This window comes from Microbacterium wangyouchuni, assembly GCF_054072595.1.
On sequence record NZ_JBSVRM010000001.1, the window covers coordinates 418,023 to 432,501 of the forward strand.

At 61.4% G+C, this 14,479-nt stretch carries 13 protein-coding genes; 5 read left to right on the forward strand and 8 right to left on the reverse strand.

The features are described from left to right. The first annotated feature begins 20 nt into the window (after window positions 1-20). Window positions 21-794 (forward strand): enoyl-CoA hydratase-related protein, encoded by a 774-nt coding sequence (locus ACW5CM_RS02045; RefSeq protein WP_457124111.1) that lies wholly within the window; start codon window positions 21-23, stop codon window positions 792-794. Further along, window positions 791-1,579: an enoyl-CoA hydratase/isomerase family protein gene (locus ACW5CM_RS02050; protein WP_457124005.1), complete on the forward strand. Its 789-nt coding sequence runs from the start codon at window positions 791-793 to the stop codon at window positions 1,577-1,579. The genes ACW5CM_RS02045 and ACW5CM_RS02050 overlap by 4 nt, the downstream gene beginning before the upstream one ends. On the opposite strand, the gene ACW5CM_RS02055 is transcribed toward ACW5CM_RS02050, so the two are convergent. The 4 genes from ACW5CM_RS02055 to ACW5CM_RS02070 form a co-directional block, all read right to left on the reverse strand. Further along, window positions 1,566-2,348, reverse strand: coding sequence for an alpha/beta fold hydrolase (locus ACW5CM_RS02055; RefSeq protein ID WP_457124006.1), 783 nt, complete (start codon window positions 2,346-2,348; stop codon window positions 1,566-1,568). The two genes, ACW5CM_RS02050 and ACW5CM_RS02055, sit on opposite strands and share 14 nt — an antisense overlap. Before the next feature lie 118 nt (window positions 2,349-2,466). Further along, window positions 2,467-3,735 carry a hypothetical protein gene (locus tag ACW5CM_RS02060; protein WP_457124007.1) on the reverse strand — a complete coding sequence of 423 codons (1,269 nt, stop codon included), beginning with the start codon at window positions 3,733-3,735 and terminating at the stop codon, window positions 2,467-2,469. Window positions 3,736-4,104: 369 nt separating this feature from the next. Further along, window positions 4,105-5,652 (reverse strand): TRAP transporter large permease, encoded by a 1,548-nt coding sequence (locus ACW5CM_RS02065; protein WP_457124008.1) that lies wholly within the window; start codon window positions 5,650-5,652, stop codon window positions 4,105-4,107. Continuing rightward, the gene (locus tag ACW5CM_RS02070; protein ID WP_457124009.1) at window positions 5,649-6,314 is read right to left on the reverse strand and encodes a TRAP transporter small permease subunit; all 666 of its coding nucleotides are present in this window, start codon (window positions 6,312-6,314) and stop codon (window positions 5,649-5,651) included. Before ACW5CM_RS02070 ends, ACW5CM_RS02065 begins: the two co-directional genes overlap by 4 nt. A gap of 379 nt (window positions 6,315-6,693) precedes the next feature. Between ACW5CM_RS02070 and ACW5CM_RS02075 the strand changes: the two genes are divergently transcribed. Further along, a complete protein-coding gene (locus ACW5CM_RS02075) occupies window positions 6,694-7,272 on the forward strand; it encodes a cysteine hydrolase family protein (protein WP_457124010.1) in 579 nt (192 codons plus the stop codon). A gap of 191 nt (window positions 7,273-7,463) precedes the next feature. Here the strand turns inward: ACW5CM_RS02075 and fdxA are convergent, their stop codons facing one another. The 4 genes from fdxA to ACW5CM_RS02095 all read right to left on the reverse strand — a co-directional run bounded on the left by fdxA (window position 7,464) and on the right by ACW5CM_RS02095 (window position 11,619). Next, window positions 7,464-7,802 carry a ferredoxin gene (gene fdxA, locus ACW5CM_RS02080; RefSeq protein ID WP_457124011.1) on the reverse strand — a complete coding sequence of 113 codons (339 nt, stop codon included), beginning with the start codon at window positions 7,800-7,802 and terminating at the stop codon, window positions 7,464-7,466. After that, window positions 7,766-9,109, reverse strand: a complete 1,344-nt coding sequence (locus ACW5CM_RS02085; protein WP_457124112.1) for an FAD-dependent oxidoreductase — start codon at window positions 9,107-9,109, stop codon at window positions 7,766-7,768. The genes fdxA and ACW5CM_RS02085 overlap by 37 nt, the downstream gene beginning before the upstream one ends. A 16-nt stretch (window positions 9,110-9,125) precedes the next feature. Beyond that, entirely contained in the window at window positions 9,126-10,331 is a 1,206-nt protein-coding gene (locus ACW5CM_RS02090) for a cytochrome P450 (RefSeq protein WP_457124012.1), read from the reverse strand. An 82-nt stretch (window positions 10,332-10,413) separates the two neighbouring features. Continuing rightward, window positions 10,414-11,619, reverse strand: coding sequence for an MFS transporter (locus ACW5CM_RS02095; RefSeq protein ID WP_457124013.1), 1,206 nt, complete (start codon window positions 11,617-11,619; stop codon window positions 10,414-10,416). A gap of 304 nt (window positions 11,620-11,923) precedes the next feature. Between ACW5CM_RS02095 and ACW5CM_RS02100 the strand changes: the two genes are divergently transcribed. Continuing rightward, the gene (locus tag ACW5CM_RS02100) at window positions 11,924-12,673 is read left to right on the forward strand and encodes an SDR family NAD(P)-dependent oxidoreductase (RefSeq protein WP_457124014.1); all 750 of its coding nucleotides are present in this window, start codon (window positions 11,924-11,926) and stop codon (window positions 12,671-12,673) included. Between the two features lie 208 nt (window positions 12,674-12,881). After that, window positions 12,882-14,123 (forward strand): TRAP transporter substrate-binding protein DctP, encoded by a 1,242-nt coding sequence (dctP, locus tag ACW5CM_RS02105; RefSeq protein WP_457124015.1) that lies wholly within the window; start codon window positions 12,882-12,884, stop codon window positions 14,121-14,123. The last annotated feature ends 356 nt before the right edge of the window (window positions 14,124-14,479 follow it).

Genomic DNA, 14,479 nt, shown 5'->3' on the forward strand with positions numbered 1-14,479 from the left:
TCAAGGAAGGCCGTGTGAAAATGACTGTCGAACAATCTTTGGTGGATCTGCAGGTTCGTGACGACGGGGTAGCGACACTGACGCTCGACGATGCCGCACGGCGCAATGCCGTGTCCAGGCAGATGAGTCTTGATGTTGAAGCAGCGTGTGAGCGCATCGAAGCCGATTCCCGGGTGAAGGTAGTGGTGGTGACCGGGGTCGGCTCAGTGTTCTCCGCGGGCGGGGACGTTGACGCGCTGGCCAACCCCGATTTCGATCTCGCGCCTCTCTACCGTGGCTTCCGCGCGGTTCACCTGTTGTCGGTTCCAACGATCGCGGCCATCAACGGACCGGCGATCGGTGCGGGCGCCAACTTCGCTTTGGCGTGTGATGTACGTGTTGCTGCACGCTCGGCCAAGTTTGATGCGACGTTCCTCGACATCGCTATCCATCCGGGGGGAGGCTACCTCTGGCGGATGAACAATGCGATCGGCAAGCAGGCGACCTCGGCCGTGGTGTTGATGGGCGAGAAGCTCACTGCCGAACGAGCGCTGGATCTTGGCCTGGTGTGGAGCGTCGTCGACGACGCCGACCTGATGGGGGAGGCGAACAGGCTCGCCACGCGCGTGGCGGCGCGTTCACCCGAGGTCGTCCGCCGCACCAAGGCTTCTCTGCGTGCGAGCATTCCTCTCCACGATGAGCGACTGGCCATCGACTTAGAGGAGATCGGTCAACTGTGGAGCATGGGACGCCCCGCCTACCGGGAGGCCACCGCGAAGTTGCTGGCGCGCCTGCGACCCTCGTCCGATCGATGATCACCCTCTCGGCCCCGGTCAGCGGCGTTCTTCAGATCAAGATCGATCGCGGCGGCCGCCGCAATGCCATCGACGCGGACGGGTTTCGTCAGCTCGCTGCGGCCTGGGATGAACTCGAGCAGTCAGACGCAAGGGTCGGGATCATTACTGGAGCGGGCGGCGACTTCAGTTCCGGCGCCGACTTGGCCAGCATTTCACGCGAGGTCGCTGCGGCGAATCGTGAGGGCGGGGGTGGCTCGATCTGGGCCGCAATCCACCGTGCCGTCCTGCGTGACCAAAACCTGCAGAAGCCCGTCGTCGCGGCGATCGAAGGCATCTGCTTCGGCGGCGGCATGGAACTGGCGGGTGCCACGGACATCCGGATCGCCTCCCGGTCAGCCCGCTTCGCACTACCGGAGGTTCGTCATGGCGTTGTGGCCAGTGGAGGATCGTTGGCTCGGCTGCCACGGCAGGTGCCCTACGCTGTGGCGATGGAGATCCTCCTGACCGGAGAGGAGAAGTCCGCGGCCGATATGGAGCGTTGGGGATTCTTGAATCGTGTGGTGGAAGACGGCACCGCGCTGAGCACCGCTGTCGAGGTCGCACAGCGAATCGCGGACAATGCGCCAGCAGCGGTTCACGCGACCAAGCGTACGGTGACTCGCGGGTTCAGCGGCACGCTCATGGAGGCGTACGAAATCGAACGGGCGACTGAAGTCGAGGTCATGCGCGGTGATGAGGCCAGGGAGGGCGCCCGCGCCTTCGCAGAGCGCCGGTCGCCCTCTTGGCGGCTCACGGGTCAGTGATTGCTGACCTGATCGGTGTGGTGAGTGCGAGTTCCACCTCGCGGATCAACTGATCAGGACGTTCGAGCGGCACGTGGTGGCCGCAGTCGGAGATGGTTCGAGACGTCGCGAGCCTACCGAGCTTGGCCAGCATGCGACGTTCCATGTCGGCGTCGACCAGACCGTCGTCGCCGCGGATCAACACCGTCGGAACCCGCGTTGGCCGTAGATCATCCGGTGACACCGATCCCAGGCCCAGGACACGAAGGTCAAACTTCCACGTCCACCCCTCCGGCCCCTGCTCGATGGAGCGCTCAGCAACATGCCGCAGGAGATGCTTCTGCGCGCGTCGGCTCGGCGGGAGCGTGCGGAAACGACCCAGTGCCTCGTCCTTGGTGGCGTATCGGCGGTGGTGTCGACTCGCCCGATCACGACGTTCCGCCGTTTCTTCGGGGGGTACGTCTCGAATCATGGCGTCGATCACGATCACCTGTCGGAACCGACTCGGTGCTGATTGTGCTGCGAGCAGACATACCGCGCCGCCCATGCTGTGTCCGACGAGGGTCAGCGCTCCGTTCGGGCTGATGGCGGTGGCGATCTCGACGACCTCGGCCGCCCAGCTGTCATGCGAATAGTGATCGTGGTGCCGGGCATCGCCGTGCCCTGTCAGGTCGATCGTGACGACCGTGCGCCGCATTGCCAGTTCCGGGGCTATGTGGTCCCACCAGTGCTGGTTCGCCGTCGCGCCGTGAACGAGCAGAACGACGTCGTTGTTGTTCTCACCCCACATTCGGCAGCGGAGGGGACCGTTCGCGGAAGCAACCGTTACGTGCTGGCCGAGCCGATCGGCATCCGGTATGGGGGCGCCAATCGTTGAAGACGGAATAATCACAATGACGAACGCGCAATCAGCGGCGAGAGAAGTGGTCGATGGCCGCCTGTGTCGCTTCTTGGAGGTTCGTGGCACCGCCGATGGGCTTCGGCAGGGACACGGGTCCATGTTCGCGGCTCGGAAGCAGGATCGACGCCGTTCCCGGTGCTGTGACCTCGCCACGTTGATTGACTGCCTCCAATTCCAGGTCGACCGCAGGGTGGAGCCCGTTTTCGTCCTCTGCCAGATACTTGCGGACGATTCGACCACCGATAGTCTGTAGGTCACCGACGTAGTTGAACTTGCGGAATTCCACTCGCAACTTCCACAGCCAGGCGTCATCGCCCATCCAGTCGGTCAGCGCATGAATCATCCACGTCTCCCGCATGCGGCCATAGTCGAAGGTTGTCGGGTTGCCGGACTGGCGAGCGAACTCGGGGTCCCAGTGGACTCGCTGCATGGCGTCCCACATGCCCTGATCGTCGCGATGGTAGAACCGGGGGATCCGCTGACGGGTCTTGTATGCGAGACGAAGTGCGGCGACGCCGTAGACGCCCATGCCCATGCCCGCGTGCCAGACGATCATGTCCGTGACGGTGAGTGGGCCCTTGATGAGCTTGTCGATCTGATCGCCTTCTTCGACGTCCTCGAACCACCGGGGTTCTGCGCCCCGGGGCGCCTCCACCGCGTACTGGGCGTCGATTTCTGCGATCTCGTCCGGGGTCCACACCTGAGGCTCGATCGCGTCGTACTTCTTACGCTTCACCGCCTCTGCGCGCTCGGTCCGGATCATCAATCGGTACTGACCGGCCAAGGGGTTTCCGTTGCCATCGGCGAACACATTGGCGTTCCACTCGTGGACGGCACGCCCGCCGAACTCGCTGCTCTTGTCGAGCACACCGACGAGCGCGTTGCGGCGCAAGATTTGTTGGCCCGTGTGCAGAGGCGACCACCATTCACGTTCGCTGGCGGAGTAGAAGGCGTGGACGCCCCTGAGCGGGTCCCCCTTGAGGTCTCCTTCGCGGGCGAGGTCCTCTTCGCTCATCACGTCCTCGCCGATGAGAGTGTCGCCCCCGACGAGCGGCGGGGGCGCGATGGGCTGGCCCCAACGGGACTTGGCCGCGTAGTCCGCGTCGCAGTAAAGCGGATTGTCGTCACCGTAGGAGTTGGCCACGATCCGGAACGCATCCGTCCCAGGGCTGAGATAGTGCGGTGGCACGGGATGCCGTTGAGCCATGCCGATGCGAGAACGGAGCTTTTCGATGCCCTCGTCGGTGATCTTGGCGGTCGTCTTCTCGGTGTTCATAGCGCTCCTCGTCCACGTTATTCCATATGTCTTAACTATGATAGATGCTTTTGTCGGATCTGCAATGTGCGCGATGCTATGCGCCGCGACGATCTCGACGCACCTGCGGTCGAGGAGCTTGAGCGCGGGTGTCACATAAGAATGTGACAGCGCTTGGACTGTCGGCAATGGACAGCGGCCACACCCTTCAGGCAGCAACGACTTACAAGGTCGAGACCGGAAACCGGCGCGTGTTGGATTCGGAGCTTGTAGCGATGCGCTCGGCGTCCCTGCTGCGGAGGGTGGCGAGTTCACCTACTTACCTCAGGTGTAGCTTCGATCGCTGGATTCCGCTCATCCTGGCATCAGCGATTCCTGGAGAGTGCGGAGTTAGTTGGCCGCGGATATGTTCGGGAGCCACAGGGCGAGGTCTGGCCAGGCGATCAGGATCATTAGCATCACGATGCAGGCCGCGATAAACGGCATCACGCCCTTGAATACATCGGTGATCTTGAGGTTGAGCCCCATCCCCTTCGTCGAGGACTGCGCCAGCGCCAGGACAACGAAGTTCAAAATGCCCAGTGGCGGTGCCACCATGTCGATCTCGGCGAGGATGATGAGGAACACACCGAACCAGATCAGGTCGACGTCGAGTGCGTTCAGCGGGCCGAGGAACACCGGGATGGTCAGCAGCATCATCGCGAGGGTGTCGAGGAAGAACCCCAGGATGAGGTAGATCGGAATGAGTAGAAGCAAGAAGCTGAGTTGGTTCAGGCCAAGGTCAATCACCGTATCGGCGACCCACTGCGCCAACCCACTAAGCGCCATCACACGGGTGAGCAGGTTCACACCCACGAGAAGCAGGAAGATCGCGGCCACGGCTGACACCGTCTCCATGAGAGTGCTGGAGAAGAAGGTTCCGACGACCTTGCGAGTCGGGATCACCGTGTCCCCAGGCTTGACACTCTTGACGGCTTTTCGCGAGCGCCCGATAACCAGTCCGAGACCCAGGATCAGCGTGATTAGGGCTCCGTAGGCGCCGGCTTCCGTCGCGGTGAAGACACCGAAGTAGATTCCGCCGAGAACGACGACGACGATGATGAGCACCGGAATCAGGTGGATGAGAGAGGCGAACCGCTCCTTCCACCGGTAGCTCGGCCCGCGCGGTGCGGACTTCGGGCTGATCCACGCCCAGAGGATGATCACACACGTGAACAGGAGAGCAAGTCCGAGGCCCGGGACCATGCCGGCAAGTAGCTGCGGTCCGACGGGGGTCTCGGCAACGCCCGCGTAGATCACCAACAGGATGCTTGGTGGGATGACCTGACCGAGGGTGCCGGCCATCGCGGTCGAGCCCATGGCGAGGCTGGGGTTGTAGCCCGAACGGATCATCTCGGGGATCGAGACCCGGCCGATCGCGTAGGTGATGCCGATGGTGCTGCCGCTCGCGGCTGCCATTCCCGCACCGGCGAAGTTGGTCGCAATCGCCAGACCACCCGGAAGCCGACTCAGCCACTTGCGAGCAGAGAGGTAGGCGCCGCTCATCAACCCACTCTTACCCATCGCCACGCCCATGAGGATGAACATCGGAATGACGCTCAGCGACCACGAGGCGAAGGAGTTGAAGACCATCTCCTTCAGAGTCCCGACAACGGCAGTCGGTCCGACCAATAGGTAGAGGCCGAAAATAGCCGCGATCGACATCGCGATGCCGATCGGGATCTTGAAGAGCATCAGCGCCATCATCAGCAAAATGATGATGAACCCGACGAGGAGCCTGTTCGATGGAACCACGAGCACGTACACGGCCAGCACGACGGTAACAATCGCCGTGACGATCAGACCGATCGTGAACCGCCGGGCGGTCAGAGCCTCCTTCACATCGATCGGCGACTTCACCGCAGGCGGTTGAGGTGCTTTACGCAAGGTTGTGCTCATCGAGCCTCCACCTTTCCAGTCGTCACGGACGCCGTGCCGCCAACAGCGGGCTGATACCTAACTGTCTCCGGCTCCCGCCCCAGCTCATCGAACACCGTCGCCTCTGCCTCGAGGGCAACAGCAACTTCATCATCATCAACCGGGCTGAACTCCTTGGCGGTGATCGCGCGCAAGAGTTGCGCGAACGCTTGCAACAGCAAACCGGCCATCCCCACTACGATCACCCAGCGGTACGGCCAGATCACGAGCCACGATGTCACGCTGGACGCCTCACCGAACCCCATCGCCTCGACGGCCTTCTCGGTGCCGAACCAGATAAACAAGACCATCGTGCCGAGAGTGAACACCATGCCCACCACCTCGATGATCCGCTGCACACGCTCACCAGTTGGAGCCGTCAGCAGATTCACCCGGATGTGCTCACCCCGCAACAACGCGTACCCAAGACCCAGCGAGATCAACATAGGCATCCACGCATACTGCGTCAGGCCGAGCGTTCCCGGCAGCGAACGATTAAAGAAGAACCGCCCAATCACGTCGAGCACGACATTCCCCATGAGGCCCACCGTCGCGGTGCCACCGAGAACCGCAAGCAGGATGCTGAAGCGGTCGATCCAACGCAGCCAAGCGACGCGATCGCTAGAAACTTCGAGAGTTGTCATCGAGCCGCTCCTCTCACAGGAACACCCACGTCCCTGTACCGATATCGGTACAGGTCGTCGAAATGCGTCATGATTCAACCTCTTCGTTGATTGCTCATAAAATGATTCACCAAGCGCCTGACCGAAGGTGTCACCACGGGTGGCTGCTTACTATACGCCGACTCCACTAACATCGATAATCATTACAATAATACCTAATCGAAGGAGTGTGGATGCTTATCGACACTGTCTTGCTCTGGGCTGTGCGCCTACCGGGTCAAGATGCGGGAGACGTGTTGGGGCACATCAAGTTGACATCGGAAGGGATGAGGGAGCGCTGCTCGCACCTCCGAGAGACCCGTACCTTGCGCCGGGCCGAATTCGAAGGGGCATCCTGAAGATGGCCACCATGCTCGATCCGGCGCGAACGCTGTTGCTCGCGATGGACTTCCAGCCGTCAGTAGTCGACCAGCTGGAGGAATCCAAAGACGTGATCGACCGAGTGGCGACTGCGGTGAATGTCGTTCGCGCCGCTGGCGGGAGCGTCGGATTCGTCACCGTTGGTCTGACAGGAGTTGAGCGAATGGCGGTGCCTGAGACCAACTCGATGTTCTGGCGACTCAGGTCCCATGGGTCGATGACAGCGGGAACACCGGAGACGACCGTGGTCGGTCATCTCGCGCCTCGCCCAGGTGATCTCATCGTACGCAAGCGGCGCGTCGGGTCGTTCAGCACGACCGACTTGCACAAGCAGTTGACCAGCCGCGGCATCGACACGTTGGTTCTGTGCGGAATCACCACGAGCGGGTGTGTTCTGTCCACGGTCCGTGAGGCGGCAGACCGCGATTACCGCGTGGTCGTGCTCGCGGATGGTTGTGCAGATTCCGACCCGGTGGCACACAGGATTCTTCTAGAGGTGATCTTCCCCAAGCAGGCTGTCGTTGCGTCCGTCGTCGACCTCACGGGAATGTGGATCTGATGCCCCGAGACAGATGGATCCACGCGGAGGCCATGACCACTCTTGGCTGGTCTAAGCCTGGGCGAGAGCAGCGATGGGTAGGGCCAGAGTCGACAACGAGTCCGCCACCGTGTAATTCTCTGGAGGCCTGGTGAAGTCCCATCAGTCGGCTTGATCGGGGCGACACACCGAATTCGGGCGGAGAGTTTTCTTCAGGTCGATGAAACCTGCGGGGCGACTTGGGGGATGTCGGTGCCGAGTGGGCCGGTCTTGCGTGCGCCGCCCGCTCGTCCGAGTGGTGTGTCGCGGCCGGGTAGTGTTTCGAGGAAGAAGGATGCGTTTTCTTCGAGGCGGGGGTCGTTGTCATCGATGTCCTCGTCGAAGCGAATCGCTTCAACGGGACAGACAGGTTCGCAGGCACCGCAGTCGATGCACTCGATCGGGTTGATGTAGAGTCGGCGTTTGCCTTCGTAGATGCAGTCCACGGGACAGACCGTGACGCACGATCGGTCCATCACGTCGATGCAGTCGCTGCCGATTGCGAAGGCCATTTGATCACCTCTGATTCGTTGAGGACATTGCCGAAAGCTGCTCGGCGCAGGTCCGTCCATGTGTGCAACTTGATTCGGTCACGGTTTGCGCGGGATCCCAGTGCGATCTCGGCATCGTCGATGGCACACCAACGGCGATAGTCAACGGCGTGTTCGAGCAACGTGGTGGCCGGATCCGGTCGGCGCGTGCCGTCGACGGGGAGGTCGGAGAGGAGATGTGCAACAGTCTCAGCGGCATCTGCCTTGTTAGTACCGATGACACCTGAGGGTCCGCGCTTGGCCCAGCCGACGACGTACTCGCCAGGGTTGACGGCACTCGACTGCGTGTTAAGGACGCGCCCTTCGACATTTGGGATGATTCCGAGCTCTTCATCGAAAGGGACATCTGGGAGTGGCTGCCCGCGATATCCGATGGCGCGAACGAGGAGATCACACGTGAGGTTTTCGCGGCGGCGGGTCGCCCCGGCGTGGTGGTCGACTTCCACGCGGCTGACACGCCCGTTCGTGAGTCCGATTGCGGTGATGCTACGCGCGAACGCGAAGCGCAGCAGATGTGTTCCTTGCTCACCGGAAGCGCTCCACTCCCTGAACTGCTCGAGCACTCGTTGCTCGGTCCTCGATAGGTTCGCTGTGTCGATTCCGTCCAGATCGCCGGGATCGACTGACACGTGGAGGCCGTCGACGGTCGCCAGCTCACGCAGTTCTTTGAGGGAGAACTTCGTCTGATGAGGCGGCCGTCGACACACAACGGTCACCGTCCGTGGTGCACTCGTGTGCAGCCCTGACAGCACGTGCTCGGGCATGTCAGTGTTCAGAAGTCGCTCGGTCGGGGCCAACAGGATGCGTGCCACATCCAGACTCACATTTCCGCCTCCCGCCACGACGACATGTTCGGCGTCCACGGTGCGACCAGGCACAGCGTCCGGGTGCGCCGAGTACCACGCCACGAGGTCGCGAGCCGATGTCGTGCCAAGTGCGTCGTCGTTGCTAATCCCGAGTAGGCGTTCACCTGCGGCCCCGGTCGCATAGACGACCGCGTCATAGGCCGAGAGCAACTCGCGTCGACCGGGGGCCACGCCGAACTCCACGTCTCCGAGGAAACGCACGCGCGGGTGCTGGAGAACGTTGCTAAACGAATCAGTCACGGACTTGATGCGGGGGTGGTCAGGGGCGACGCCGTACCGCACGAGACCGAACGGGGTCGGCAGGCGCTCCAACACGTCGACCACGACGCGGTCGTCCTCGACAAGCTCCTGCGCCGCGAACAGGCCGGATGGGCCTGCGCCCACCACTGCCACATGACGCATTCTCAATGTCAATTCCTCAGCGGGAGAATGTCGCGTGGATGTGAGCGGGGCCGGCAATCACTCCGGTGGGTTCGATCGTGACTTCGCCGATCTGAACGTCGCTATACCGGTCGAGCAGCTCGTCGAGCGTGATCTCGAGTTCCGCCTTTGCGACCGCGAAGCCCAGACAGTAGCGAAAGCCATAACCGAAACCGATGTCGAACCGGTTCTCGCGGTCCAACCGCATGACATCGGGGTCGGTGAAGAATGCCGGGTCACGACCTGCACCGCTCATGTTCATGGTGATGACATCGCCTTCGTGCAGCTCCACACCGTCCACAGTGAGATCCTCATGGGCGACGCGAACCTGGCGAGGCGTCGCAGGATGAAGTCGTTGGGATTCCAGGACGGCGGCCGGGATGAGCGACCGGTCAGAACGCAGTTCCTGCCACAAGTTGTTGTCGGCGACGCTGCGAATAAGTGATGCGATCTGGTAGCGGGTCGTGTCGTGTCCGGCCAATAGGATTCCAGCGACGTTCCAAACAATCTCCGCTTCGCTGATCGCTTCATCTCCTCCCCGGTCGCGTTCGGCGATGAGATCGGAAATGAGATCGGCTTGTGGCGTGGTACGCCGCAACTCCACAATGCGCTCGGAGTATTCGCGAACTGTCTCCAGCGCAGTCTCAAGACGTGGCACGCCTGGCCAGAAAGGTTCCTGCCCCAGCAGCCTCAGCTCGACCGTGGCATGTTCAAACTGCGGGACATCCTCGACCGGGATCCCGATGAATGTGGCGATCGATCGGATCGAAATATGGTGGCTCATCTCGGTGACGAGATCCAGCTGACCGTCGTCAGGAATCGCCTCAACAACCCCACGCACGATGCCCCGGATGTTTTCTCGCGCTTCCTTGATGCGATTAGGCCGGAAGCCCTTCATCAGCAGGGGCCGCAGCCTGTCGTGATTCTCGGGCCACGTCAGACTCAGGTTGCCATCGACCAAATAGTCAAGGATCGGCCCACCCTCAACACCCTTGTCAATGTAGAACTGCGGGGACCGCGGCTGCAACCGGTCGTCCCGGAAAATCTCACCAACGGTCTCGTACCCGAAGAACTCCTTACCCACCCGGCCACGCGCCACCGCAATCCGGTCCCCCGGGCCACGGCCCAAGAGCTGATTAGGATCCTCCAGGAACTCCACGGTGTGAGAGTCCAGCTCAGGAAGTGATTCATCAAGAACGGTCACGGGAGGCTCCTCTTCGAACGACGATGCAGCGTGCATTACCACAACTATAACAGACTCACGGTCTAAACATCAGACTGCAAGTCTAAATATCGTCGTGACGTCGTGCCTGGCGGTGCCAATTCAGGACAGCCACAGTGAGGAGGAGCGCAGCCATGAGGGCCCCGGTTCCGGCGAAACCAGTGTTGAGTACGAGGGCGCCGAACATGAGGCCCCCGAACGGCAGGATGCCTCCCCACGCCCAGAGAAAGAGGCTCACCACGCGACCGCGGTATTGTTCCGAGACGGCCTGCTGGATCTGAATGTTCAGGCCGATCATGATTCCCGCGCCGACGGCCGACACGACGAAACAAGCAGTCGCGGTCAGGGCGATCACGGGGGAGGCCATGACTATAAACACGGCTGCGGCCATGAGAGCCAAGCTGCCGGATACGGACTTGAGTGTGCGGGGTTGGAGCGGCTTGACGAACGCAGCTGCCAGTGCACCGAGAGCGGCCGAAGCCAGCAGCACGGCATACGTGAAGTCGCCAGCGTCGAGCACTTGAACTGTCACAGCTGGCAGAACCGAGAGGTAGGCCAGGCCGAACAGCGACGTGGCGGCGACCAGTTGCAGCGCTTGACCAAGGGCGGGTCTCCTGGTTGTCTCGCGGAATCCATCGATGATGTCGGCGAGGTACTTGCCATTGGAACTGGCTCTCCGGGCGTCCCGTGAAACCCGGAGCATCAGCAAGAAGCCGATGCTTTCGAATCCGGCCAGCATCCACAGACAGGTGGCCAGGTTGCCGCCGAGGGCAAGTGCCAGACCTGCTACCCCGGGTCCGACGAGCCGTGATCCGTTCATCAGCGCAGCGCCGGCCGCGAGGGCCCGAGGGAGTTCGGCCACCGACACCAAGCCCGGAATGACTGCTTGGAACGCTGGTGAGGAGATGGCAGTGGCGATGCCGAGCAGAAGTGCGAGCAGTTGAATCTGCCAAACCTCTGGCTGGTCGGACATCCCCGTGGTAGCCGTGGCGGCAGCGATGGCGACGACTGTCATGGCACCGCCGGGAGCTACCATCAGCCACCATCTCGACCACCGGTCGATCAACGCACCCAATGTGGGGGGTAGTAGAAACATCGGCAGCAGTTGCAGGAAATATAGAGTCGATGAAGCCCCGGCGTCGCCTCCACTCAGTTCGGCCACATGCCATTGGAAGAAGGTCACACTCACCCAAAAGCCCATCTGCCGGGAGAAATTGGAGACCGCAGCGGCAAGGAATACGCGGGGCAGAGGCGCTCTACGCGTGCTCACCAGGCTCCCTCGGGTTGCCTAATCGTCGGAGTGAACTGTGGGCGGTGATGGCTTTGGTGCTCGGCAGGCGTCGGGCATCGCAGGATTCGGGACGCCTGCCGATCCAAGCGCATAACGAACAGGCGTGCATGAACCTCCTACGGGCCTTCTGTCTTCCGGACAGATTACGGGCACCGGTGAGACCTCTCCGCCCGGTGCTGAGCGAGCTTATAGTATAAAGATTATATTGCTGAAACAGTCTGGTGCCCGGTGGTTGAGAGCGTGGGCGAACGCAGGGACCTTGCTCTAAACCAAGGAGGAATTAATGAATGACGGCCATCAGCGTCTGCGTGGACGGCGCATCCTTGTCACGGGGGCAGCATCCGGTATGGGTCGTGCCATTGCCGAACGTTTCGCCGCAGAGGGGGCGGCCTTAGCTTTGTTGGACATCGACGCATCCGGCGTGGAGAAAGTTGCTGCGCAATCGTCGGCTTTGGCGATTCGAGCCGATCTTCGCAACCTGGGGGAGATTGACGAGGCAGTCTCGGCTGCGGCGCAGCACATGGGGGGACTCGACGGCGTGGTGAACGCCGCCGGGGTCCTCATCACTCGATCTCTAGCTGAGACGGATGAGTCCGTGTGGGATCCGACTTTGGAGATCAATCTGCGAGCACCAATCCAGCTGTGCCGTGCGGCGCAACCGCACTTGCAGCACGCTGGCGCTGCCACGATCGTCAATCTTGCATCGGTCGGTGGCATGCGACCATACCGAAACCAGACTGCTTATGCCGCGTCGAAGGGCGGGCTGATTGCGGCAACCAAGGTCATGGCCGCGGAGTTGGGACCCAGCATCCGGGCTAATGTCCTGTCGCCAGGTGCGATCGACACACCGATGACACGAGAGCTGTTTCGCGGGAACGATGCACACCGCTCCGCGACAATCGAACGCTTGACGCTGCAGCGCATGGGGACACCGCAGGAAATCGCCGGTGCTGCTCTTTTCCTGTCCAGCACGGATTCCGCCTTCGTGACCGGCGTCGTGCTCAGTGTTGACGGCGGAATCAGTTGGCATTGACCTATTCTCCGGGCTTTAGGTGACCTCTTTTCTAGCTTGAGTAACTATTAATTAAATGATTGACACTTTGATGAATTTATGTCACGATTCGTTCAGAACAGGCTTGGGCACCTTCGGGCGGGGTGGTCACCCGCCGAGCGCAGGACGTTGAATCAGCGTGGTTCAAGGAGTGCAAGATTTATCGTCGTACATAGGAAGGAAACGATTCATGAAGCTGACAAAGAGGTCACGAACATCCGGACTGTTTGCGCTGACGTCCCTTGTTGGCGTGAGCCTGGTCCTGGCCGGGTGTGGCGGGGTGAGTGAGAGTGAACCGGGGGGCGAAAGCATCGAGGAGATGGAGCCGGTCGCCATTTCTTTCGGTTACTTCGGAGTCGAGAGCGATCCAAACGGTGCCGCCGTGATTGGCCACTGGCAGAAAGCAGTGACCGAACGCACCGACGGCGCGATCACCTTCGAGAACTACGTCGGCGGGTCGCTACTCGGCGCGATGGAGTCGTTGACGGGTGTCGGTGACGGTATCGCGGACATGAGTGTCATCAACCATTCGTATTTCCCCCAGGAACTCCCGATCACGGCATGGCTCGCAGGCATGGGGAATGAGGTGTCGGGCTCCACGGTTCATGATCTTGCCGCCGGCTCGGCCACCTTGCATGAACTCTTTCAAACCAATGAAGCGCTGATTGACGAATTTGCCAAGTATGATCTGAAAGTCTTGAGCGCTGCAACGACAACCGCGTACTCCCAAATCTGTACTTCGCCGGTTGAGACTGCGGAGCAAGCGGAAGGCAAGCGAGCAAGGGCCAGTGGCGACCTTTGGGTCAACGCGATGCAGGGAATCGGAATGGTCGCGTCAGATATCGCCTACGCCGAGACCTATGAGGGTCTACAGCGTGGCGTGCTCGACTGCGACACTCTCACCCCGCCAGGATGGCTGGCTTCGGGCGTCACGGAAGTCGCAACCGAATACCTCCCGCTCAACTACGCGCAAGTGCAGACCTCTCTCGTACTCAACCTCGAATTGTGGGAGACTCTTCCCGCCGACGTTCAAGCGATCATGCTGGAGGAATCGGCGAAGCTCTCCGTGAAGTATGCGCCAGACCAGTACCTGACCGGTATGGCGACTCTGGGAGACTTGATCGACGACGGATCCATCCGTGTCAATGATGTCACGAGCCTGAGCGGGGCTGTTGACGCCAAGCGCGCCGACTGGGTGGCAAACATGCCCGCTGCGGCTCCAGACGGGCTGAGCGACCCACAGGCGCTCATTGATCTATATCACGACACCTTGGACGGATGGACTGAGTCCCTCGTGGATCTCGGGTTCGAAGAGATCGCGATAGATCCTAAGTCGGTGCGCGAATCCTACTCAGGACTCGGCGACGTTGACTTGACCGCGTTCTTCGATCTTTACAACGAAGAGTTCGTCAGCGGTACGTTGCCCAAGTGAATGAATGTGCGCCTCGCACCCGTGGCGGAATGGTCCCGGTGCGAGGCGCACTTGCGGTCTGAAAATGAAGGTATCTGCACAGCTGGCGCATCGGTTGTGCGCGCATGGTAAAGTTCGGCAGCCACGGATACGCCAACCTGTCGCTGACATCGAATTCGCGCACTCGGCATCCGGTAAGTTCGTGTCTGTCGCACACGAAGCAGTGTGGGCGAAGTGGTGCGAATGCATCTGAGACAGCCGCATCGTGCGACGTCGTCTGTATGCCGGAATCAGTCGGCGGATGTCTGCAGCCGCGGTGCGGCTGAGGAGTTGCTGGGCACGGCCCTAGGCCAGCCTCGAGATGAGTCGATCATCGT

Coding starts and splice junctions, on each gene's coding strand:
- fdxA (WP_457124011.1), bottom strand. CDS start 7,802: ATGGCCTTCGCAATCGGCAGCGACTGCATCGACGTGATGGACCGATCG.
- ACW5CM_RS02085 (WP_457124112.1), bottom strand. CDS start 9,109: ATGCGTCATGTGGCAGTGGTGGGCGCAGGCCCATCCGGCCTGTTCGCG.
- ACW5CM_RS02045 (WP_457124111.1), top strand. CDS start 21: ATGACTGTCGAACAATCTTTGGTGGATCTGCAGGTTCGTGACGACGGG.
- ACW5CM_RS02060 (WP_457124007.1), bottom strand. CDS start 3,735: ATGAACACCGAGAAGACGACCGCCAAGATCACCGACGAGGGCATCGAA.
- dctP (WP_457124015.1), top strand. CDS start 12,882: ATGAAGCTGACAAAGAGGTCACGAACATCCGGACTGTTTGCGCTGACG.
- ACW5CM_RS02050 (WP_457124005.1), top strand. CDS start 791: ATGATCACCCTCTCGGCCCCGGTCAGCGGCGTTCTTCAGATCAAGATC.
- ACW5CM_RS02070 (WP_457124009.1), bottom strand. CDS start 6,314: ATGACAACTCTCGAAGTTTCTAGCGATCGCGTCGCTTGGCTGCGTTGG.
- ACW5CM_RS02055 (WP_457124006.1), bottom strand. CDS start 2,348: ATGTGGGGTGAGAACAACAACGACGTCGTTCTGCTCGTTCACGGCGCG.
- ACW5CM_RS02100 (WP_457124014.1), top strand. CDS start 11,924: ATGAATGACGGCCATCAGCGTCTGCGTGGACGGCGCATCCTTGTCACG.
- ACW5CM_RS02075 (WP_457124010.1), top strand. CDS start 6,694: ATGGCCACCATGCTCGATCCGGCGCGAACGCTGTTGCTCGCGATGGAC.
- ACW5CM_RS02065 (WP_457124008.1), bottom strand. CDS start 5,652: ATGAGCACAACCTTGCGTAAAGCACCTCAACCGCCTGCGGTGAAGTCG.